This is a genomic window from Paraburkholderia sp. GAS333, from assembly GCF_050435665.1.
In the GTDB taxonomy this organism is placed as follows: Bacteria; Pseudomonadota; Gammaproteobacteria; order Burkholderiales; family Burkholderiaceae; genus Paraburkholderia; species Paraburkholderia fungorum_A.
Genome location: NZ_JBNDKS010000003.1, coordinates 1171795 through 1194539, shown reverse-complemented (window position 1 = coordinate 1194539; position 22745 = coordinate 1171795). Strand labels below are relative to the sequence as shown.

Below are 22745 nucleotides of genomic sequence, written 5' to 3'. Positions count from 1 at the left end.
TCGCGCTAACCGTTGCCCGATGCAAGCCGCCCCTCAATCCTTCCACGCCGATCCAAGAATCATCGTGCAAAAATTCTCGCGATGATAATGCGGGTCCTTCAGCGCCAGCACGTCAGCCTTCACGTTGCCGAACGTCGTCTCCGGCTTGTGAATCGTGCCGTGCGCGAACGCGTCGATGATGCCTTCCTTGAAGTGCGCGCCACGCGGATGCGCATGAATCACCTCATGCCGATGATCCTCGCTGAACTCGTTGTACGCGAGGCCCAGCACGTCCATTTCGACACCCGCCGTCACCAGCGCGACCACCGGCTTCATATGCTGCGGAATGCCAGGTGTCGTGTGCAACGCAATCGAATTCCATACCTGATCGATGTCATCCTCGCCGATGCCGTGACGGCGCAAAAAGTCACGCGCGGCGTTCGCGCCGTCCACCTCGAAGCGGTCGTGCTCGCTGCTATAAGGCGCGACGAGCCCCATATCGTGGAACATCGCGCCGATGTACAGCAGCTCCGGGTCGTACTTCAACTGCTTGCGCTCGCCGGCCAGCGAGCCGAACAGAAACACGCGGCGCGAGTGGTGGTACAGCAGGTCGGTTTCGGTATCGCGCACGAGTTGGGTGGCTTCGCGCGCCATCATGCTGTCGGGAATCTGAATGCCTGCAATCGTTGCCATTTGAGTTGCTCCGTAACTGGTTCGAGTGAACGGGACGCGCGTTGCCGGTGGCGGCCTGGTCGCATGGAAGCGCCTTTGGTATGCTCATCCGCGGCGCTTATTTCGTGCGTTTCAAGCTGCGTGTCCGATGAAGTCCAGTATTGGTCAACGCGCCCTCGCGGACAATCGCCAGGCACCGTCGAACACTGCCAGGCGTACGGCGTTGACTGCCGTGGCTGCCGGTTCCGTCCACCGTCCAAAGGAATTGTTTCGATGCCCACCGTCGCGATCGCGATCTTTCCCGGCGTGCAGGCGCTCGATGTCGCCGGTCCGGTCGACGTTTTCTCCGAGGCCAACGGATTCATCGCGCCCGAGGTTCGTTACGACGTCAAACTGCTGAGCGCGGAGCCGGCGCCGCTGCGCGCGTCCAACGGCATGACGCTGGTCGCCGACGCCACGTTCGATCAGGCGCAGGGTCCGTTCGATCTCGCGCTGGTCGCAGGCGGCCCCGCGCTGCCTCACAACAGCGTGCCCGACCCGCGCCTGCTGCACTGGCTGAGCCACGTCGCGACGCGCTGCCGCCGCTACGGCTCGATCTGCACCGGCGCGTTCGCACTCGGCCATGCGGGATTGCTCGACGACCGCAACGTCACGACGCACTGGCAGCACGCAGCGCAACTGGCCGCGCAATTTCCCGACGCGCGCGTCGATCTCGACCGCATCTATCTGCGCGATGGTGAGTTGGTCACGTCAGCGGGCGTCACCGCCGGCATCGACCTGTCGCTCGCGCTTGTGGCGGAAGATCACGGGCCGCACACGGCGCTGGCGGTCGCCAAGCGGCTGGTGGTCTTCGCGCAGCGGCAAGGCGGCCAGTCGCAATTCAGCCCCTACCTGACCGCTCCCGCCGACGACACGTCGCCCGTCGCCAAAGTCCAGGCGCACGTCATGCAAAAGATCAGCGAGAGCTTCACGGTGAAGCAACTCGCGGATGTCGCGGGCATGAGCGCACGAAACTTCGCGCGCGTGTTCGTGCAGGAAACCGGCGTGACGCCGCATGAATTCATCGAACGGGCGCGGGTCGATGCGGCGCGCAAACTACTCGAAAGCAGCGGCACGGTTCTGAAAGCGATTGCGTACGACTGCGGTTTCGGCACCGCCGACCGGATGCGCATCGTGTTCACCAAACGCATCGGCGTAACGCCGATGCAGTACCGCGAGCGCTTCCGTTCAGTGTGAGCGCGGTGGGCGGCAGGCACGCCGTCCGCCTGAACTCGCCGTGAGAAAATGTCGGTCTTTGCTCCGGCAATGCCATCGATCACAAGGAACGACATGACCTCCTCCACTCCGATTCGCGCGATCGTCACCGGTCACAACCGTGGCCTCGGCGCGGCGCTCGCCGAACAACTGCTCGCACGCGGCGTCACGGTGCTGGGCCTGTCGCGCTCGCGTCATCCGGCGCCCGACACGCTCAACGCGCACTCCGCTGCGAAGTTCGAAGAAATCGAATTGGAACTCGCCGACCCGTCGCGCGTGGCGCAATGGATCGCAACCGACGCATTGCGTGCGTTCGTCAGCGGCGCGCAAACGGTTCTGCTGATCAACAACGCGGGCATGGTGCAGCCGATCGGCACGCTCGAAGCACAGGACGCAGCAGCGATCGCGAGCGCAGTGAGCCTGAACGTCGCGACGCCGCTGATGCTGGCCAGCGCGCTCGCCACGGCCGCCGTCGACGCGAGCGACCGGCGCATCGTGCACATTTCGAGCGGGGCGGCGCGCAACGCGTACGCCGGCTGGAGCATCTACTGTGCGACGAAAGCCGCGCTCGATCATCACGCGCGCGCGGTCGCGCTCGATGCCAATCGCGCGCTGCGGATCTGCTCGCTCGCGCCGGGCGTAATCGACACGAACATGCAGGCGGAGATTCGCGGCAGCAAAGACGCGCAATTCCCGATGCGCCCGAAATTCGAGGATCTGAAGCGCAACAGGCAACTGACGTCGCCTGGGCAATGCGCGGCTCAACTGGTCGATTACGCACTCAGCGACGCGTTCGGCCAGACGCCGGTCGCTGACATTCGCGAGATCGTGGGCGCGGCCTGATCAACCGCACGGCCAACGTCGTCCCATCCCCCGAAAAAGCTCACCTTTCGTACGGAGCGGCGTGGGACTGACGTGGGGTGCCTGTCCAATTGCTCCCGAAAACCCTCACCTTTCGAGCTTGGGGGCAGGACGCAAAGCCATGCTGGGCAAGGTGCCCAAGGTCCGAAACAGGCCACTCCCGCAAACCCTCACCTTTGGGAACCGTGGAATGGCCTGCATAGCTTCGGAAGATGCGCCGCGCCGATACGCGGGGTCAACGCCGCCATTGACACGGCCGGCGTCATGAATTCAGGGTTTTTTGCGTGCATTCACGCCGCGCAAGGCCCCGTGGAATGGGCAAATGCGCTTATCCGCCCGCAATCCGCCGTTTTTTTCGCCGATGCTTCACGGCTTTTATCGGACTGGCGGCATGAACCGGGCGTCGCCTGTCTGCGAAAGACAGTCGACGCATCCTTGCCTGGCGGGGCTTTGAGTCTCGAATCGACAGCGGAATGTCGAAGGGTGAGGAAAAATCAGGCGCTCAGGCTCACGGTTCGCTGCACTGCGTCCGGCTCCTGAATATCCTCACCTTTCGTGTCTTCGAAGCGAATTTGATGGACCCGCCGCGTACGCACAGCGAGGTCTTTCACCTCGTCGATCAGAACTTGTGACGGATACCGACGACCGCCAGCGCCTGGCTGTCGGTCCCGGAATTCACACCGAAGTCGCCAATCGACGCCTGCGCGCCCACCACCTTGCCGCTCGAGTTAAGCGTGTTGCCGCTCGCTTTCTGATAGCCGGTCAGCGCATACAGATCGGTGCGTTTGGAGAGCGCGTAATCCGCCCCGAGGTTGATCTGGTTGTAATGCGCGGACGACGGCCCGGTCAGCGACGTGTAGTTGTAGGCCACGCCCGTGCGCAACGCCGGGGTGATCTGATAGTTCACGAACACCGCACCGTTGTTGAACTTCGCCGTCTCGCGGAAGGCAGAGAACGCGTCGCTGCCGTACTGCGTGTTCGAATACGCAGCGCCGATCGTGGCCGAGCCAACGACATACTGACCGCCCACGCGCACGATCTGAATCGACTTCGCGCTTGCAAAACCCGCGTTGATCACCGTGTTGAACAGCGAATCCGAGCTGCTGGTCCAGGTCCGCACGTTGGCCGTGGTCGTGTTGCCGCCATTCGCGTAGAAATAGCCCGCACCGAGCGACAGCGGACCGTTCGCGTAGGCAGCGCCGAAGCTATAGGTCTGTCCGCTGCCGCCCGCACCGGCGACGCCGCCCACGCCGTACAGCGCTTCGACCTGGAAGCCGGAGAACAGCGGGCTCACATACTTGACCGAGTTGCTCACGCGCAGGCTGTTGTCGTAGTTGTCCAGGTCGCCTGGCGTGCCGAACACGCCGCCAAAGTAGTTGTCTTCGGTGAGACCTTGAACCAGGTCGACGATCGGATCGTATTGACGTCCCAGCGTGACCGTTCCCCACGTGTTGCTCGACAGACCCACCACGGCCTTGCGGCCGAACTCGCGGCTACCCTGGCCGAGCGCGCCCGTCCCCACGTTGAAGCCGTTCTCCAACTGGAATACCGCTGCGAGGCCGCCACCGAGGTCTTCCGTACCCTTCAGCCCCCAACGGCTGCCCGACATATTGCCGCTGCTGAACTTCACCAGCGTCGACTGGTTCTGGCCGTTCGTGCTTTGTGCGTTGTGTACGTAGGCGATACCGGCATCGACGATGCCATAGAGCGTGACGCTGCTTTGCGCGTGAGCGCCCGCTGCGAGGAGAAGACCAGCTGGCAATGCGAGGAGAGAGAGGCGCTTCATTATTTAGTTTCCCGTATCAATGCTGTAGTTGTTTAAAACCGTTGCAACGATACGAGAAGGTTTTGTGTCGGCAAACTAACTAATTCTTCGATAGATATCAACGTGCCGGCAGCGTCGCCGTTTTCAGGCGACGTGCGCAGATGACGTCACGCGGGAATCGCGGACAGTTCGGACAGTGCGTATTTCGAGCGGGCGATGACTTCGGCGGGAACCGGCACATGTGCGCGCCGCAGCAACGCGCCGCTGCGGAACATCAGCAGATCGCCGGGCTGGCAGGCAGTCCAGACTTCGTCGGTGAGCGGCGTGGTGGCGATCACCGCGGTGCGATCGGCTTGCGTACCGCGCTCGGCAAAGTCCACGCTCAGATCGCCGTCGACCAGACGCGCGCTCGAAAACGGCCAATGACGTATCACGTACGACAAACGCGTCGAGCAGAACGCAAACTGCGCTTTGCCGTTCGACAGCACGAAATTGAAAATGCCAAAGGGGTTCAACGTGCGCGTCGCCTGTTCGATCACGTCGAAAAGTGCGTCGATATCGTCCACGTCGGCATCGGCGTGCGTGGCGAAATACGCGTGCAGCCGATTCATGATGAAGCAGAACGCTTCTTCGCTATCGGTCGAGCCAACCGGCGCATACGGCCCCGGCTCGCTGTGTTCACCGAGCGCGTGCAGGTCGCCGTTGTGCGCGAACACCCATTGCTGTCCGCGCAACTCGCGCATGAACGGATGGCAGTTCTCGACCCGCGCGCCGCCCTGCGTCGCCTTACGGATATGGGCGACCACATTGCGTGACTTGATCGGATAGCTCTTCAGAAACTCGGCGACCGGCGATTGATACGCGGGCTTTTCGTCGACGAAAACGCGGCAGGCGCGGTCTTCGTAAAACGCCACGCCCCAGCCGTCGACGTGATGATCGGTGAGGCCGCCGCGCGCGGCGAAGCCTGTCAGCGAGAAACTGACGTCGGTGGGTTCGGCGCAGCTAAGGGCGAGCAACTGGCACATGTCCGGGCCGCCTCAAGCTGCTCGTGCCGGGACGTGCATGATCGACATGATCGCATCCGCCGTTACGGCGCCGGTGCTTTCGAAAGTCTTCGCGGTCATTGCAGGTCATCCCAGTTCGTTCATCTTCACTGGAGACTAACGTGTTTCAACCGCCGCCGTTATAGCGAATCATGCTTTGCAAATGACGGGCGCGCGCGGCTCCCGAAAACCCTCACCTTTGGCGATTTCCGCCGAATTTCCGCCGAAACCGCCCGCGCTTCAGCTCGCCAGCTTGCGGAACGTTTCCAGCACTGCGTCGCCCTTGAACGGCTTGACGATCCAGCCCTTGACGCCCGCCGCCTTGCCGCGCTCCTTCATCGCCGGGCTGCTTTCGGTCGTCAGCATGATCACGTTGACGGTCTTGTTCGCCAGTTCGCCGCGAATCTTTTCGACCATCGTCAGGCCGTCCATATTCGGCATGTTGACGTCGCTGATCACCAGCTTGATGCCGGGGCTCGACTTCAGCTTGGCAAGGCCGTCCTTGCCGTCCACGGCCGTATCGACGTCCAGACCGTTCTTCTTCAGAAAGCCGGCCACTTCGTCGCGCACCGTGCTCGAGTCATCCACCACCAGAATTTTCGACATGTTGTTTCCTTTGACCTTTCACCTTTGACACTACTCAGAACAGATCCAGCTCGCCCGCCTCGACCATCTCGCCGACATCGCGCGTGACTTCCCTGAAGTCTTCCGGCGACCAGCTCAGGCTGAACACGAAACGTTGATGCAGCCTGACCGCGCGGCCCGTTTGCGGGTCTTTCAGCCAGTACATGAAGCACAGTTGCGGATTGCCGCTGCCGAACGAGATGTACTTGTGCTTGTGATTGACCAGCAGCGGCACCTGCACCTCGCTGCGCTGCCACGCGTCCGCGTCGCCGACATAACGGTTCTTGAACGAGCCCCACACGAGATTCGTCACCTCGCCGAGCACGCTATTCAGATCGCGGAAATCGGCCTCGCCTTCGGCCGCGTCGTCGATCATCCGGTAGCGATCGAGCAGATCGAGAATCGGCGCCTCTTCGGCCTGCATCGTCATATAGCCGCGACACCAGGGGCTTTCCAGCGGAATCAGGCTGAATACTTCGCCGAAGATAATCCGGTCGCGCACGATGTACGGCGTGTCGCACGTGATGGTCAGGTCCTTGAACACGTCGCCGAGAATCGCCTGGGTCATTTCGGCGATGCCGCGCACCAGCGCGTTCGGATAATCCTGGCTGAAAATGTATTCGTCGATTACGCGGCGCAGCGGCGCCATGTCGTGCGCGACATAGGTTGCGCAGACGACGCGGCGCAGGCTCTCCGGCAGGTCGTCCATGCAGGTGTCGTGGTCGCGCCGCATGATGATCGGCAGTTCGGGGCGCACTGCGTTGATCCTGATCGCGAGTTCCGCGCTGGCCTCGGGCGAGCCCGCGCAATTCTCCGCGAACAGCACCGCGCCAAGATCGATGTTCGAGCGCAGTACCGACTGCAAACGGTTCTTGCCGACTTTCACGCCGACCAGATTGTGTTCGTCGCAAAAGCGCTTCAGCGTTTCCTTGTGCACCGGGCAGTCGTCCAGCACCAGCACCTTGCTGACCGGTTCGTTGATATTCATCGTTTCCATTCTCTTGTTCAGAACAGTTCCAGCTCGCCGCTGGTTTCTTCAATCGCGCTGGTATCGGCGACGAAATCGATTGGCGCATGCGCGCACACGCAGACAGTCGCGGCAAGCCGCACGCCGTCGTTAAGCGTGACCGAATACGACGCCAGGAACCCCGGCTTCAACTCATGCAGATGCGGCAGGCACTGCGCGTTCAGCACGTAGGGCGTGGACATGCCGAGGTCGGGAAAGTAGTTCAGCAGTTCCTGGTTCATCGCGCCGCAACACAGGTTGCAGATTTCCAGAAAGACTTCCTGGAACGGCCTCTCGTCGCCTTCTTTCAGGTAGTAGCGATGCGTGCTGTCGTCTTCGTCGAAATGCAGAATCAGCAGGAGCCGGAACACGATCGACGAGATGGTCAGCACGACCACCTGGGTGTTTTTCGTCGCGCCGATGCTGGCGTCGGCAATCGCTTCGATCTCGCACGAGTCGCTTGTGTCTTTTGGCAGGCGAGCCTGCGCCGCCTTGCGGAAGATGCGCTCGAAACTGCTTTTCGCGTCGGCCGAAATCACGCCGGCACCTCGTCGAGCCGCGCGTGAAACTGATGGGCCAGCGATTCGACGCTAGCGAGCGACGCCGCGATCATCTTGCCGCCCGCCTGGATATCCTGAAACGTGGACGTGGTGGTCAGATCGTTGCGATGCAGGCTGTCACGATAGCTCTTCGACAACTCCTCGGAACGCGCGGCGAGCGAGCGCACTTCGCTCGCGACCACCGCGAAGCCGCGTCCGGCCGGACCCGCGCGCGCCGCCTCAATCGATGCATTCAGCGACACGATCACCACATGCCGCACGATCGACGACAGCTCCTGATTCTTCGCGTGCATGTCGTGGTTCTGCGTCATCAGCGAGATCATCTGCTCGTGCCAGCGCTCGAAGGTCGCGCCGAGGGCCTTCAGACGCGCGGCTTCGCTCGCGATCTGCTGCGCCTGGTGAGTCCACTGTTCGCGGTTCCCGCTCATGGCGTCGAGTGCGCCGCGCAGTTCTTCGACATTCGCGGCTTGCTGCGCCAACTCCTCGCGCAATTGCGCGGTCAGCGCCTGCAAGTCCTGTTCGGCCTGCTCGCGTTCGTCGAGTGCGCGCCTATGCGCCGCCTGCTCGGCCTCGCGCGAGACGGTCAAGGCTCGCGCTTCGGCCAGCAGCCGCGCGGTTAATTGCGCGCTGTGCAGCTTGTGCGCGACCCATGCCGCCACAGCGGTCACCGCGCCGCCTGCCAGCGCCCCCAATACATACTGTTGGATCACAACCTTTCCTTGCGATGTGCGTCAGCCGACGCTCAACCGGCCATCGCGTCGAGTTTCAGATCGCCGGCTTCGTCGCGCGCGTCGGCACCGAGGGTGTCCACGGCGAAGCTGTCCGGCAGACTCACAATCGTCTGGAACTGACGGAACGACGCGCCCTTTCGATCGTCGGTAAAGCGCAACTCGATGCTGCCGTTTTCGCGCCGCAGGAAATCGCGTACGGCGTCCATGCCGACGCCGCGGCCCGATACTTCGGTCACCGTTTCAGCCGTCGAAAATCCGGGCCGGAAGATGAAGTCGGCGATGGCTTCGTCGCCCAGCGTGTCGTCGGCGCCGATCCAGCCGCGCTCCATCGCGATTCCGCGAATCCGTTCGAGCGCGAGGCCGCGGCCGTCGTCGCTGAGCGTGATCTGCAATGCGCCGCTGTCCACGCCTACTTCGATATCGATCGTGCCGGCCGCGCTCTTGCCTTGCGCGCTACGTGCGTCGGCGGATTCGATACCGTGGTCGATCGAATTGCGCAGCAGATGCACGAACACGTTGCTCAACGTGCCGCTTGCCTGACCGCGCAAGCGATAACCGTTGTCGTCGATCCGCACGTCCGGCGCGGGCTTGCCCAACTCGCTCGCGAGAGAGGGCAGCGAATCCAGTACGCCGGAGAGCGCGTCGCGCACGCTTTCGCTGCCCAATGCGCGCAGCTTGCGGCGCAGCGAATCGCGCATGGATTGCAGGTCGTGCAGTTCGTCGGCGTTGGTTTTGTCGAGCAGGCTGAGCGTTTGCTGAAGGTCGTCCTTGCCGATCATCACGTAGCGGCCTGCATTGCCCGCATCGTCCGACTGGTTTTTGCCCTTGCGGCCCAGGCTCTGTTCGTTGATTCGCGCGTAGCTCTCGATGGCCTCGCGCACGCGCGTCAACTCCTGCATCAGATGCTCCTGATCCCACGAGCGATCCGCATCCGGCTGACGCAGTTCGTGATAGCTGCGCTCGGTTTCGTGCACGACGTTGGTCAGGTGCTGCAGGTTGTAGGTCCGCGCATTGCCCTTGATGGTGTGCATGTTGCGGAACAGTTCGGCAATCGCCGCGTGATCCGCTTCCGAATGTTTGCGGATGATCCGCTCGTTCTCGCTGACAAACCCGGCCGAGCTTTCGATGAAGTGATGGAACTTCTCTTCGCTGACCGCGAGAATCTCGCCGATCATGTCGAGACGGCGACGCTGTTCGCTGGCCTCCGCTGCGAGCTTGCGCAATTCGGTGACGTCGCGCACACACAGCATCAGCCGCACGATGACGTCGTTTTCATCGGTAATCGCCGACCACGTCAGGTCGAGAATCTTCGCGCGGCCATCGGGCATGCGTCGCGAAATTTCGCCGACCAGCAGGTGCTGGTTAAACACAAAGTTGATGCCGTCTTCGCCCAGACATGCGTGCGTCGCGGCTTCGATTTGCGACAGCGCGTCGGCGCCGAGGTCGGTGTCGCCGAACACGAGGTCCATCAGCGCGCGGCCCGCAATATCCTTCGTCTCGAAGATATCTTTCAGATAGGCCGAATACTCCGAGTGGATCACCGCGCCGTCGACCACGGTCAGAATGCCCTGCTGCATATTCTGCAACATCGCCTGGATGTCGGCGGTTTTCTGCTTGAGCTGCGCGGAGCTTTCCTGAATCTTCTCGATCATGCCGTTGAACGCGACGATCGAGTGGCCGATCTCATCGAGCCGGCCCACCGGCACGCGGCGCGTGAAATCCTGGCTCGACGCGATCTCGCTCATCATGCCCTGCATGCGGCTGAGCGGACGCGTGATCTGGCGATACAGCAGCGAGCCGATCGACGTCAGCAGAATGATTGCGATGCCGGTGACGACCGCGATTGCCGTGGTCGTGGTGGCGAGCGTCGCGTTCAATGTCGTGATTGCGTCGTCTTTCTCGCGGTTTTTCTCGACGCGCAAGGTCTCGACAATGCCTTCGAGTTCATCGCGATACTGCGCGACGTTGGCGAACAGATACGCCTGCGCGAGTTCGTTCTTGCCGTCGGCCTTCATTTTGGCCGTGTCGTCGATCGCGGAGAAGTAGTTCGCGAGGCTCTCGGTCGCCTGCGTCACGAGCCCTTGCTGCGCGTGGCTCGCGGCTTCCTTGCCCTGCAACGCTAGCGCCTGTTGCAGCGTCGCCTTTTTCTTCTTCAACTCGTCCTGCGCTTGCGCGATCATGTTGGCGTCGGGCGCGTAGACCAGCGTCATGGTGGCGAGCTGCACGTCCTTGACCTGCGACACGAGGTCGGCGGACGCAAGCGCGCTCGGCACGACACCCTCGGTCACCTTGCGCACTTCGGCGGCGCTGCCGCGCGTCTGGTAAACCGCATAGCCACCAATCGCCGACAAGGCGACGAACATCAGAACAACCAATAGCGTGATGCGATGACGGATCGTCATGTGAACCCCCGATTTCTGGCCTTGGCGTCAGCCCTCGATCGGAGCCGCGCGTTTTATGCGAAATATCGCCTGACTTGTAGCGTCGCGGAGTATTGCCGATGGATGTTACTAAGCGATGACTGAATTGGATTTTCTCAGGCAATTAGAGTCGTAAATTTTTTTCTAAAGTTTTGTCTTGAAGTGCCGTTATTTAATGCCTTTTTATTGCGGCGATTCGCGCGGGGCCGACAAGGCGCGAAAGTGTTCGTTGTGCAAAAAACTTTGTGTTGACGGTGGTTTTGCAATGCTGAACGCATTGCCGCGGCTGGCTAGCTGGCAAAATTAGCGCGCATTCTGCAGAACCATCTTTGACAATAGACAAATTTTTCTATTTAATTTATTGACAATTTTACCTGTATAAACATCAAAAATTTATTCGGTATAAATTGCTTTTTTTTATTATCTTTGAAGAAATTTTTTCGGCATGCCGTCCGGTTCCGTTTGGGCCGCAGGCCGCGAATGACTTAATCAATCCCGCTCCCGTATTCCCTCACCTTATCGGCTAAAGTGCGCCTGAAGTGCGACAACAGGCACGTACATCTTCACCTTGTCGGCTCCCGAATATCCTCACCTCTCGACCTCAGGCATCACCAATCGCATCCGCATCGATGCAAAGCGTCACAAGCCGTCGCACCGTAATAAACTGTAAGCGTGCATAAGAACCCGAAACCGCTGCTACCACGCGATTCGCTATATTGCGATGTGTGACAGGAGCGGCGACGCCGCCCATCAATTGTCCTCATCGATCAGGGCCCAGCCATGTCCGACACGCCCATCCAGGTTTTACTGGTCGACGACGACGCCGACCTGCGTGACCTTCTCCGCACCTTCTTCCAGCAACGCGGCATCGACATGTCCGTGCTGCATGACGCCAACCATCTGGCTCGTCGGCTCGAACGCGAGCGGCCGTCGATCATCGTGCTCGATCTGATGATGCCTGGTGTCGACGGCCTCAGTGCGCTGCGCCAGTTGCGCGCAAGCGGTGACACGATTCCCGTGATCATGCTGACGGCGCGTGCCGACGGCGTGGATCGCGTGGTCGGTCTCGAACTCGGCGCCGACGACTATCTCGGCAAGCCGTTCATGCCGCAGGAACTGCTGGCGCGCATCCACGCGGTGCTGCGCCGGCACGCACAACCCGCCGCCGCGCCCCCGCCGGTCGAGAAACGCGATGCGCTGCGCTTCGGCCGCTTCCGGCTCGATTTCGCAAGTCGCACGCTGTTTCGCGACGAAGAGCCGCTCAAGCTGACCGGCAGCGAATATGCGCTGCTCGAAGTGCTCGCCCAGCATCCGATGGAAACGCTGTCGCGCTCACGGCTCGTCGATCTGCTGCACGGCCCTTACTCCGAAGTGACCGAGCGCGGTATCGACGTACCGGTATGGCGCCTGCGCCGTCTGCTCGAAGACGATCCCGCCAACCCTCGCCGTATCCAAACCATACGCGGCACCGGCTATATGTTCGTGCCCGGCGGCAGTGACGATGAAGAATCCCTTTAACACGCTGTTTGGCAGGCTCTCGTTGATGACGGTGAGCCTGATCGTGCTGGTGCACATCACCGCTGTGGTTCTCGTCGACAGCGAACGCGGCCAGATCGACACCGGCCATGCGCAACGCGCGTTGCTGCTCGCTCTCGAATCGGAGCAGGGCAAGCCGCTCCCGGCATCGCTGGTGTCGGAGACGCTCGGCATCACCTATGTGAACGGCAACGACGCGATCAGCCAGGGCTGTTCCGCGCCGTGCGACAACACCTCCGGCCCGTTCGAGAGAGACTTGCGCGCGAAGCTGCCGAGCGGCAGTCACGTGGTGGCCGATCCTTCTAACGGCACGATCTGGGTTCAATATGCGGGCCACCCAGGCTGGCTCGTGTTGAAAAACAGCATCTTGCCCGCGCGCCGATTCATTGGCGCGCAGGCGGTCATGCTCGCGTTTGCGGTGATCGTCGCGCTGTTCGCTGCATGGCATTTGCAGCGGCCCTTGCATCGGCTGGCGCTCGCGGCGCGCGAGTTTCGCATCGGCCATCGTGCGCCGGTTGTCAAGGCGAGCGGACCGCGCGAAGTGAAGGAGTTGATCGGCGACTTCAATCAGATGGTGCATGAGCTTGCGCAAGCCGACCAGGAGCGCGCAGTCATGCTGGCGGGTGTCGCGCACGATCTGCGCGCACCGATCACGCGCATGCAGGTACGCGCCGATCTGCTGCCCGATGAAGCGAACCGTCGCGGCTTTCTGCGCGATGTGGAGTCGTTGTCGCGCATCGTCACGCAGTTTCTGGATTTCGCGCGCGAGACGGCGGACGCATCGCCCAATACGAATGTGGATGCCCATTGCCGCCGCCATTACGGCGACAGTCTCGCGGACGACGCCCTCGTGCGCCTCGATCTGCAAGCCGGCGATGGCTTCGGTTTGCCGCTCGTCGACCTCGACCGGATTCTGACGAACCTGATCGAGAACGCGCTGACGTATGGCGATCCGCCGGTCGAGATATCCACGTCACGACACAACGGGCATTACACGCTTCAGGTGCGGGACCACGGCAGCGGCATTCCCGGCAGCCAGCTCGACCGCGCGCTGCAACCGTTCGTGCGGCTCGACGAAGCCCGCAGCGGCGACGCGCATTGCGGCCTGGGGCTCGCCATCGTGCGACGCCTCGTGCGCTATAACGGCGGCGCTTTTCACGCGGATAACGCTGTCGACGGCGGCTTCGTCGTGTCGATGACGTTTCCCGCCTAGGAAACGACTCGCTGTAAAAAAGCCGCGTGACTGCTCACGCGGCTTTCTCGCTGCATCTCACTGAACTGGACGGACGCTCAGCCCTGAGCGACGTGACCCGGAACGACGATCGCGCCATGCGGACCATCGCCGCCGCCGCCGGGGCCGCCACCGCCGCCAGGCCCACCGTGGTCATGGCCACCGCCGCCCCAGCCCGGAGGCGGTCCCCAGAAACATCCGCTCAAGGTCGCGCTCAGCGCGGCCACGACCGCGATTGCCAATAGCTTCTTCATACTTGCTCCTTCGATAGATTGATGTCGACGCACAGTCATTGCGTTATCCAAAACTTATCAATCGACGGAAGATCATGTTTTACGAAGCCGTTACAACCGCAGCAAAGCGTGACAGCCGAAGCAGATCCAGCGGACCGGGGAGTGTCGCCGTGCAGCCTGTTTACAGCGACCCTGCGATGCTGGGCGATGCCGCTTTGCACGCTCACGCTTTGTTTGTATATGGAAGACGATGTAAGGAGTCGGGTGGCCGTTAGTTCGAGCGACTGGTGAGTTCGGCAAGTCCTCTTGCGTCACCACAGAACGTTGCTGGAGGACTCCCTGGAAATACTCACCTTGCAGCCGGTGCGGATTGACGAAGGCCATGACTCACCTCCTGGAATTCCTCACCTTTGCCGATACCTCCTGGAATTACTCACCTTTCGACATGGAGAATCGACCTCCTGGAACGTCTCACCTTTGCGCGTATCGCGTCAACGTGCGTGCCTGGCGGTTCTCTCACACGCACACGATCCGCTACGTTGCGCTTTCGAATCCAGAGCGCCTATTATAGAAATGACAGTCCATGGGTACCGATGCGACTGCTCGACGAACCGCATTTCAGATAACCCAGATCGCCTGAACAATGGCAATCGAATCATGATGTCCAACGGTTGCCGGACAAAATCCCGCGTTCGCAATTCGTCTTTCAGCAGATCTTGAGTCTTTGATTCGCGAACCTTAAAGTTCGTATCCTTAACCTGATTGTGAAGTTGTATTAACTGCATTGAGTCAGTCCAATTCGTCATCGAGTCGGAAGTAGTGCATACGGAAAGGCATTGCGCGAACCGTTCGCAATGCTTCATTTGAGGAATGCGCATCATGACAAAAGGCAAAACAATATGACTCCTGGCATCGAACCGGCCGGCCTGAATCTCGTCGAAATCGCGGGACTGTTGCTCGGCGGTCTTGCGCTGTTCCTTCTCGGTCTGGAATTCATGACGGCGGGTCTGAAATCCATCGCCGGCCCCAAGCTGGAGTCGCTGCTGGGCACGCTGACCGCGAACCGCTTTCGCGGCGTGCTGGCCGGCGCGCTCGTCACCGCACTGCTGAATTCGTCGACGATCACCACGGTGCTGATGGTCGGCTTCGTTTCCGCGGGTTTGATGACGCTCAGTCAATCCGTGCCGATGATCATGGGCGCGAATATCGGCTCGACGATCACCGCGCAACTCGTCGCGTTCGACGTCTCGAAGCTGACGCCATTCATGCTCGCGCTCGGCTTTCTGCTGCATGCGTTCAGCAAGCGCGATCTGCTTCAGCAGATCGGCGGAGTGGTGCTGGGGCTTGGGCTGCTGTTTCTCGGCATCCAGTTGATGGGCGATGCGACGCGTCCGCTACGCACGTTCCAGCCGTTCATCGACGCCATGCAGAATATGGAGAACCCGGTGCTAGGCATCGTGGTCGGCGCCGTGTTTACCGCCATCGTTCAAAGCTCCGCCGCGACGCTCGCCATCGTGATCGCACTCGGCGCGCAAGGGCTGATGCCGCTGGAAGCAGGCATTGCGTTGATCCTCGGCGCTAACGTGGGCACCTGCGGAACGGCGCTGCTCGCGTCTATCGGCAAACCGGCCGAGGCGCGCCAGGTCGGCGTCGTGCATCTGATCTTCAATCTTGTCGGCGTGATGTTCTGGGTCTTCTTCATTCCGCAGATGGCGAATCTGGTGCGGCATATCTCGCCGTCCTACCCGGAGTTGCACGGTCTCGCGAAACTCGCTGCCGAAACGCCGCGCCAGGTTGCCAACACTCACACGATATTCAGCGTAGCCAGCACGTTGATCCTGATCTGGTTCACGGGACCAATCGCCAAACTCGCGCAATTGATCGCGCCAAGCCGCGAGAAAAAAGAAAAGCCCGTGGGAGATGCGGTCTACCTCGACACATCGTCGCTGACGGTGCCGTCATTGGGACTTCAGCGAGTCCGCCTCGAGCTGACGCGTTTCGGTCAACTGGTTCTGGAAATCGTTCGCAACGGTTCGACGATGGTAGGCACCGGCACGATCGAAGATATCCGGCGGCTGCTCGAACAGGACAAGGAAGTCGAGCGGCTGGCGCCGCAGATTCTCCAATATATCGGCGAGCTGTCGCAGGTCGAACATTCCGAGGCGGAAGGTCAGCAACTGGTTGGGCTCGCGCAAGTGGCGACGAGTCTGGAAAGCATCAGCAGTATCGTCGCGACCAATCTGGTTTCCGTCAGTCAGCAAAGGCTGACGCATCAGGTCGATCTCACGCGCTTGTGGGACGACGCGACGACCCAGTTTGGGGCGACCGTGATGCTCAACCTCGAACGTGCGATTGCAACGATCGACGAGGAAAAGGACAACGAGGCCGCCGCCGTCGTCGAAGCGAAGGCCGAAATCGAAACGATGGCGACGGCCGCTCGCCAGGCCGTACTGACCAAACTTCAACTGGCCGACAAGATGGATGTGCTGAGTTACCGCCTGGTCATGGATCTGATCGAGCAGGGCAGACAGATCGCGCATTACTCGCGGGCAATTGCCAGAACTGCGTCTGAGTTCCGGTAGATGGCGGCGGGTTATATGGCCTGGTTTACGCTGCCAATGCAGGTTTCACGGGCGCATTGATTTGCATGAAACCGAACGCCAGGGCATCTGGGAAGGGCTATTTTTCAGGTGCGGCCTGGACCCCTGGATATCCTCACCATCCCGCAATCGCTCACCTCTAGCGATTTTCCCTCAGATCCGCTACCTTGAATTCCTCACCTTTGCGATCTGGCCGGTCGCGCCGGGTTTGTGCTCCTGGATATCCTCACTATTCAGAATATGCGTACCGTTACGCACATTTCTGTTTGGAGGCTTCCTCTTCGCGGAGAAAATACGATCGACGATGGTGTTACGCAGAGGCATTCAATCCGGCTGGCAGCCACAATTCGAGGGCGATAAACCCAGCCCCCGAAAAAGCTCACCTATCGCGGTCAGAACTTCACCTTCACCTGAAACCCGATCGTAAACGGCAGATTGTCCGAAGGAATCGGCGGAATCACGATGAAGTTCGCGCCGACGCGCTTGTACTCGAGCATCACGATCGGCGCGACCACCGGTCCGATCGTATGGTTGCGGCCGAGTCCCCAGTTGCCATAGTTATAGCCGGAGATAATCCCGCCCATCGCCGCGATCCGCACGATGCCCCAGTGCGCGAACTCCGGCGCCCACACTCCGCCGCCATAGTAAGAAGGCCGGCGCAGCGAATTGCGGAAGCCGCCCGCCGTCACCGCCCATTGATTGTTGATCCAGCATTCGACGCCGAGGCCCGGGTTGAACTCGTTGAAGTTGGTATTCGGATCGGGGTCGATGTGATACGAGCCGAGCATTGCGTCGACCCAAACGCCGCCTTCGCACCAGTTGCCCGCATGCGCTGCGGATGCGGCCGCGAGGCTGGCCACGAGCGCCACTGCGGTACGTCGGATGTTCTTGTTGATCTGCCGAAAGTGCATGTGTTCTCCGTCACCAGTCGAGCGCTGGTGTCATCTATGTTCTGGCCATGTGCGTGCCGCCCGTCGCGCACTGTACCTCAACCCGCGCCGACGATGTTGAGGTTGCACTCGGACGCGCGGGCACACCACGTGCGCCCGCAGCCTCGAACCATAACCATAACGGAGAACCGATGGCAAAGCGGTGAATACGCGACGCGCATTCACCTTCTGGAGTGAAAGATAAATTTAGAGGCCGAGATCCGACAGCCCCGGATGATCATCGGGACGGCGGCCGAGCGGCCAGTGGTACAGGCGGTCCGCTTCGCGAATCGGCAGATCGTTGATGCTCGCATGACGGCGCGCCATCAGTCCGTGCTCGTCGAACTCCCAATTCTCGTTGCCATATGAGCGAAACCAGTTGTTCGAATCGTCGTGCCATTCGTAAGCAAAACGTACGGCGATGCGGTTATCGGTAAATGCCCACAGTTCCTTGATCAGCCGGTAGTCGAGTTCCTTCGCCCATTTCCGGCGCAGCAGGCCGACAATCTCCGCGCGCCCGTTCGTGAATTCGGCGCGGTTGCGCCACACGCTATCGACCGTGTACGCGAGCGACACGCGTTCGGGATCGCGGGTATTCCAGCCGTCTTCCGCGGCACGCACTTTCTGGATCGCGGTTTCACGCGTGAATGGCGGCAACGGTGGGCGGGTTTCGATCGAATCGGCCATGATGATTCAGTTCCTCAGTCAGTTGCGGTGCGTCGGGATGACGGGCGCCGGTTGATGGACGGGCTTGCGGGTTTGCTTCTTCGGTGCTTGTCCGATTCTTCTGCGATTTGCGCATCGAGCAGGATTTCGCCGGCGGCTTGCGAGTCACGTGCGGCATCGGCGTCGCCACTCACCAGCGCAACCGCAATCGCGCCGTCGAGCAGAATCAACCACTGGCGCGACAACAGCGCAACGCGCCGCGCGTCGATGTCGGCCTCTGCGGCAAACGCATCGCACTCGGTTCGCACGAATTCGAGAAGACGTTCCTTATGTTTGCGCGCGACCAGCCGGATCGGATCTTCCGCCGACGCAATTTCCCCGGCCGCATTCAAAAACGCACAACCGTGAAAATCGTCCGACGCAAACCATTCGCGCAGTACCTCGAACATGCCTAGCAGCCGCTTTCGTGCGGTCTTGCCACGACTTTGCGTACCGGCGATAAACCAGTTCATCCAGCGTTCGTCGCGCCGGTCGAGTGCGGCCGCGACCAACGCATCTTTCGATTCGAAATGCGTGTAGAAGCTTTTGCGCGCAGTGCCAGATTGCTTGACGATCGCATCCACGCCGGTTGCATGGATGCCGCCCGCGTACACCAACGCTTCGGCGGCTTCCAGCAGACGCTCGCGCGCGCTGCCGGGTGCGGCCGATTGAACATGAGTTTCTGTAGCCATGTGCGAAGGGTAGAATGATCGTTCTCCCTCGTCAAGTTGTTTGTGTTCTGGCGAGGTGGGTACGCTAGCTGCTATCTTGATCGGCGATGATGGTCAACGTTGTTCAACCGGAACGGGCGTCATGAACTCATTCTCTGTTCGCGTCATGCTGGCGCGCGCGCTGCCTGGCGCACTGCTGCTGACGGCAATCGCCTGCACACCGGTGCAGGTGCTCACGCATTCGGTCAGCCAGAACGAGGCGCGCGTACCCGCCGGACGATACGAAGTCGATCCCGATCACACGAGCATTACCTTCGACATCGATCACTTCAAATACTCGCGCTTTACGATACGGTTCGATCGCAAGCAGGGTCAGTTGGACTGGAATGACGGCGGTCTGGACCGAAGCACGGCAGCGATCACGATCGACGCGGCGAGCATCGATACGAACGTGCCGCTGCTCGACAAGATGGTGAAAGGCGACAACATGCTCGACGTGACGCGTTATCCGGAGATCCGTTTTGCGAGCACACGTTTCGAGCGCACCGGCGAATCGCGTGGCACGCTGACTGGTGATCTGACGATTCGCGGCGTCACGCAACCTGTCACGCTCGACGTGACTTTTAACGGCTTTGCCCCCGATCCGCTCACGAAAGAAGACACGCTCGGTTTTTCAGCGGACGGCCATTTCAGCCGCGCGAAGTTTGGACTGGCGACGTGGTATCCCGCTGTCGGCGACGATATTCATGTGCGAATTCAGGCCGAGTTCGTGAAAACGCCCGCAGGCGCGTAAGCGCGATGCGGGCGTTCGAGATACAGCATTGGTTGTTAGCGCTGACTCAAGCGTCGGTCCAGTCGAGAATCACTTTGCCGCTTTCGCCGGACAACATCGTGGCAAACGCCTGCTGATAATCGTCTACCTTGAAATGATGTGTGAGGATCGGCGAAAGATCCAAACCGCTTTGCAGCATTGCCACCATCTTGTACCAGGTCTCGAACATCTCCCGCCCGTAAATGCCCTTGATTTCGAGACCTTTGAAGATCACCTGAGTCCAGTCGATTGCGGTCTGCGCCGGCGGAATGCCGAGCAGCGCAATCTTGCCGCCGTGATTCATCGCTTCGAGCATGCTCGTGAACGCGCTCGGCACGCCGGACATTTCCAGCCCGACGTCGAATCCCTCGGTCATGTGCAAATCGGCCATCACGTCGCGCAACGATTCACGCGATACGTTCACCGCGCGCGTCGCGCCCATTTTGCGCGCGAGTTCTAGCCGGTAATCGTTGACGTCGGTAATCACGACATTGCGCGCGCCAACGTGCTTCGCAATCGCGACCGCCATGATGCCGATCGGTCCCGCGCCGGTAATCAACACGTCTTCGCCGACCAGATTGAACGACAGCGCCGTATGCGTCGCGTTGCCGAACGGGTCGAAAATCGCGGCGAGGTCGTCGGAAATCTCGGGCGGAATCTTGAACGCGTTGAATGCGGGAATCACCAGATATTCGGCGAACGCGCCTTCACGATTCACGCCGACGCCCACCGTATTGCGGCACAAATGACGGCGCCCCGCGCGACAGTTACGGCAAAAACCGCAGGTGATATGTCCTTCGCCGGACACGCGGTCGCCGATTGCAAAGCCGCGCACTTCCTGTCCCATCTCGACAATTTCGCCGACGTATTCATGCCCGACATGCATCGGTACGGGAATGGTTTTCTGCGCCCAATCGTCCCACTTCCAGATGTGGATATCGGTGCCGCAAATCGCGGTACGGGTGATGCGGATCATCACGTCGTTGTGTCCGACTTCGGGCTTCTTGACGTCAGTGAGCGTGAGGCCCGGCGCGCGTTCGAGTTTTGCCAATGCTTTCATCTGCGTCTCCATTCAGATCACGCCGAGTTCACGGCCGACGCGCGCGAATGCATCGACCGCACGGTCGATCTGCTCGGGCGTGTGCGCGGCGCTCATCTGCGTGCGGATTCGCGCGCGGCCTTTCGGCACGACGGGGAACGAGAAGCCGATCACGTACACGCCTTCCTTCAGCAACGCGTCGGCCATCTTCGATGCGAGCTGCGCGTCGCCGAGCATCACCGGGATGATCGGATGTTCGCCGGGCACGAGCGTGAAGCCGAGCGCGCTCATTTTGCTGCGGAAGTGCGCACCGTTTTCGCGGACACGTGCGCGCAATTGCGCGCCTTCGTCGCTCGCGAGAAGTTCGAGCACTTTCAGCGACGCGGCGGCAATGCTCGGCGTCAACGTGTTCGAAAACAGATAGGGACGCGAGCGCTGGCGGAGCAATTCCACGATCTCTTTGCGCGCCGCGACATAACCGCCCGACGCACCGCCCAATGCTTTACCCAACGTACCGGTGATGATGTCGACGCGCGACAGCACACCGCAATGTTCGGGCGTGCCTCGCCCGTGTTCGCCGACAAAACCCACCGCGTGTGAGTCGTCGACCATGACCAGCGCGCCGTAGCGGTCGGCGAGATCGCAGATGCCGGCGAGGTCGGCGATGATGCCGTCCATCGAGAACACGCCGTCGGTCGCGATCAGTTTGAAGCGCGCGCCGGCGGCGTCCGCTTCTTTCAGTCTGGCTTCGAGATCGGCGAGGTCGTTGTTCTTGTAGCGAAAGCGCTTCGCCTTCGAAAGCCGCACGCCGTCGATAATGCTCGCATGGTTCAACTCGTCGCTGATGATCGCGTCGTTGTCGTCGAGCAGGGTTTCGAACAGGCCGCCGTTCGCGTCGAAACAGCTTGAATAGAGGATGCAATCGTCGGTTTGAAGGAACGCGGCGAGTGCGTGCTCAAGCTGTTTGTGCACGGTTTGCGTGCCGCAGATAAAGCGCACCGACGCCATGCCGAAGCCGTCGTTGTCGAGGCCGCGCCTGGCGGCTTCGATCAGGCGGGCGTCGTCGGCGAGGCCCAGGTAATTGTTCGCGCAGAAGTTCAGCACGGCCGCGCCGTTGGCCAGGCGGATGTCGGCCGACTGCGGGCTGTCGATCACCCGCTCGTTCTTGTAGAACCCGTCGGCGCGGATCTGATCGAGGGTGCCGCGCAGGTGGGCGAGGTATTGGTCACGCATGAAGCAGACTCCTGATGAATGGGGGCGCCCGCATCTGCGTCGGCTTCAGCCTTAGCGGTAGCTTCGGCTTGAGTGCATTCGGCATGGGCGCGGAAGAAGCGGCCTGTTATAGTCGGCTGTCAGTTTTATCGGATTTTTTCGTTTTTCCGAACTAAAATCCGGTATATCGAACAACTCTAAACGATGGATCAGGAAATGGCAAGTTCGGGAATTCGCCGCACTGCGGGCAGTGCGGCGGCCACCTCAGGCACAGCGTCGGTCCCGGCGACTGCTGCACCGCCGCGCGTCGGCGAGCAGATTCAGCGTTTGCGCGCCGAACGGCGGATGACGCTCGACGATCTGTCGCGCGCGGCCGGCGTGTCGAAATCGATGCTGTCGGAGATCGAGCGCGACAAGGCCAATCCGACCATTGCGGTCGCGTGGCGGTTGACCAATGCGCTCGGCGTCAGCCTCGATTCGCTGTTTGCGCCGCCCAAGGCGCCGGAGGCCATTGCCGTTTCGGGTCCGCATGACATTCCCACGTTGAGCGGGCACGACGCCAGATATCAGTTGCGTGTGTGGGGGCCGATTGAGTTGGCCGGCAAATTCGAGTGGTACGAGTTGACGCTGCAAGCGGGTGGCGCGTTGGTGTCGAACGCGCACGAGCCGGGTACGCGTGAGCATTTGACGGTGCTGAATGGATCGATTGAAATCGAAGCGGCCGGCACGACCAGGCGGCTCAAGGCTGCGGACACGGCGCGCTATGTCGCCGACGAGCCGCACGCGATCCGCAATGTGGGAAAGGGCGAGGCGAAGGCGCTGCTAGTGGTGATCCACGGCTGAAGTCCTGGCGCACCGCTGCA

At 61.1% G+C, this 22745-nt stretch carries 21 protein-coding genes; 7 read left to right on the top strand and 14 right to left on the bottom strand.

Going from position 1 to position 22745, the window contains the following annotated elements; genetic code table 11:
- Positions 1-33 precede the first annotated feature (33 nt).
- Positions 34-672: an HD domain-containing protein gene (locus ABH945_RS21155; protein WP_074770936.1), complete on the bottom strand. Its 639-nt coding sequence runs from the start codon at positions 670-672 to the stop codon at positions 34-36.
- 252 nt (positions 673-924) lie between these two features.
- Between ABH945_RS21155 and ABH945_RS21150 the strand changes: the two genes are divergently transcribed.
- The gene (locus ABH945_RS21150) at positions 925-1887 is read left to right on the top strand and encodes a GlxA family transcriptional regulator (RefSeq protein WP_429251802.1); all 963 of its coding nucleotides are present in this window, start codon (positions 925-927) and stop codon (positions 1885-1887) included.
- Positions 1888-1980: 93 nt separating this feature from the next.
- Positions 1981-2748: an SDR family oxidoreductase gene (locus ABH945_RS21145; protein WP_429251801.1), complete on the top strand. Its 768-nt coding sequence runs from the start codon at positions 1981-1983 to the stop codon at positions 2746-2748.
- Between the two features lie 637 nt (positions 2749-3385).
- On the opposite strand, the gene ABH945_RS21140 is transcribed toward ABH945_RS21145, so the two are convergent.
- From ABH945_RS21140 to ABH945_RS21110, 7 genes are all read right to left on the bottom strand, one after another.
- A complete protein-coding gene (locus tag ABH945_RS21140; RefSeq protein WP_429251800.1) occupies positions 3386-4552 on the bottom strand; it encodes a porin in 1167 nt (388 codons plus the stop codon).
- Between the two features lie 146 nt (positions 4553-4698).
- On the bottom strand, positions 4699-5556 hold the full coding sequence (locus tag ABH945_RS21135; protein WP_429251799.1) for a class II glutamine amidotransferase: 858 nt from the start codon (positions 5554-5556) through the stop codon (positions 4699-4701).
- Positions 5557-5814: 258 nt separating this feature from the next.
- The gene (locus ABH945_RS21130) at positions 5815-6180 is read right to left on the bottom strand and encodes a response regulator (RefSeq protein ID WP_074770931.1); all 366 of its coding nucleotides are present in this window, start codon (positions 6178-6180) and stop codon (positions 5815-5817) included.
- Positions 6181-6214: 34 nt separating this feature from the next.
- The gene (locus ABH945_RS21125; RefSeq protein WP_429251933.1) at positions 6215-7186 is read right to left on the bottom strand and encodes a chemotaxis protein CheX; all 972 of its coding nucleotides are present in this window, start codon (positions 7184-7186) and stop codon (positions 6215-6217) included.
- 17 nt (positions 7187-7203) lie between these two features.
- On the bottom strand, positions 7204-7743 hold the full coding sequence (locus ABH945_RS21120; protein ID WP_074770930.1) for a hypothetical protein: 540 nt from the start codon (positions 7741-7743) through the stop codon (positions 7204-7206).
- On the bottom strand, positions 7740-8474 hold the full coding sequence (locus tag ABH945_RS21115; RefSeq protein WP_429251798.1) for a methyl-accepting chemotaxis protein: 735 nt from the start codon (positions 8472-8474) through the stop codon (positions 7740-7742). Before ABH945_RS21115 ends, ABH945_RS21120 begins: the two co-directional genes overlap by 4 nt.
- A gap of 32 nt (positions 8475-8506) precedes the next feature.
- Complete coding sequence (locus ABH945_RS21110; RefSeq protein ID WP_429251797.1) at positions 8507-10897, bottom strand: ATP-binding protein; 2391 nt, start codon at positions 10895-10897, stop codon at positions 8507-8509.
- 798 nt (positions 10898-11695) lie between these two features.
- On the opposite strand from ABH945_RS21110, the gene ABH945_RS21105 reads away from it, so the two are divergent.
- A complete protein-coding gene (locus ABH945_RS21105) occupies positions 11696-12433 on the top strand; it encodes a response regulator (protein WP_429251796.1) in 738 nt (245 codons plus the stop codon).
- Positions 12417-13664, top strand: coding sequence for an ATP-binding protein (locus tag ABH945_RS21100; protein WP_074770926.1), 1248 nt, complete (start codon positions 12417-12419; stop codon positions 13662-13664). The genes ABH945_RS21105 and ABH945_RS21100 overlap by 17 nt, the downstream gene beginning before the upstream one ends.
- 77 nt (positions 13665-13741) lie before the next feature.
- Here the strand turns inward: ABH945_RS21100 and ABH945_RS21095 are convergent, their stop codons facing one another.
- A complete protein-coding gene (locus ABH945_RS21095) occupies positions 13742-13936 on the bottom strand; it encodes a hypothetical protein (RefSeq protein WP_074770925.1) in 195 nt (64 codons plus the stop codon).
- 878 nt (positions 13937-14814) lie between these two features.
- Here ABH945_RS21095 and ABH945_RS21090 point away from each other — a divergent pair.
- Entirely contained in the window at positions 14815-16497 is a 1683-nt protein-coding gene (locus ABH945_RS21090) for a Na/Pi cotransporter family protein (RefSeq protein ID WP_429251795.1), read from the top strand.
- Between the two features lie 410 nt (positions 16498-16907).
- Here the strand turns inward: ABH945_RS21090 and ABH945_RS21085 are convergent, their stop codons facing one another.
- The 3 genes from ABH945_RS21085 to ABH945_RS21075 all read right to left on the bottom strand — a co-directional run bounded on the left by ABH945_RS21085 (position 16908) and on the right by ABH945_RS21075 (position 18841).
- Positions 16908-17426 carry a hypothetical protein gene (locus ABH945_RS21085; RefSeq protein ID WP_074770924.1) on the bottom strand — a complete coding sequence of 173 codons (519 nt, stop codon included), beginning with the start codon at positions 17424-17426 and terminating at the stop codon, positions 16908-16910.
- Positions 17427-17651: 225 nt separating this feature from the next.
- On the bottom strand, positions 17652-18131 hold the full coding sequence (locus ABH945_RS21080; RefSeq protein ID WP_074770923.1) for a DUF1348 family protein: 480 nt from the start codon (positions 18129-18131) through the stop codon (positions 17652-17654).
- Between the two features lie 14 nt (positions 18132-18145).
- Positions 18146-18841: a TetR/AcrR family transcriptional regulator gene (locus tag ABH945_RS21075; protein ID WP_429251794.1), complete on the bottom strand. Its 696-nt coding sequence runs from the start codon at positions 18839-18841 to the stop codon at positions 18146-18148.
- Between the two features lie 121 nt (positions 18842-18962).
- On the opposite strand from ABH945_RS21075, the gene ABH945_RS21070 reads away from it, so the two are divergent.
- Positions 18963-19613, top strand: a complete 651-nt coding sequence (locus ABH945_RS21070) for a YceI family protein (protein ID WP_429251793.1) — start codon at positions 18963-18965, stop codon at positions 19611-19613.
- Positions 19614-19659: 46 nt separating this feature from the next.
- Here the strand turns inward: ABH945_RS21070 and tdh are convergent, their stop codons facing one another.
- Positions 19660-20691 (bottom strand): L-threonine 3-dehydrogenase, encoded by a 1032-nt coding sequence (gene tdh / locus ABH945_RS21065; RefSeq protein WP_074770920.1) that lies wholly within the window; start codon positions 20689-20691, stop codon positions 19660-19662.
- A gap of 12 nt (positions 20692-20703) precedes the next feature.
- Positions 20704-21903: a glycine C-acetyltransferase gene (locus ABH945_RS21060; protein ID WP_074770919.1), complete on the bottom strand. Its 1200-nt coding sequence runs from the start codon at positions 21901-21903 to the stop codon at positions 20704-20706.
- 183 nt (positions 21904-22086) lie between these two features.
- Between ABH945_RS21060 and ABH945_RS21055 the strand changes: the two genes are divergently transcribed.
- Positions 22087-22725, top strand: coding sequence for a helix-turn-helix domain-containing protein (locus tag ABH945_RS21055; RefSeq protein WP_074770918.1), 639 nt, complete (start codon positions 22087-22089; stop codon positions 22723-22725).
- The last annotated feature ends 20 nt before the right edge of the window (positions 22726-22745 follow it).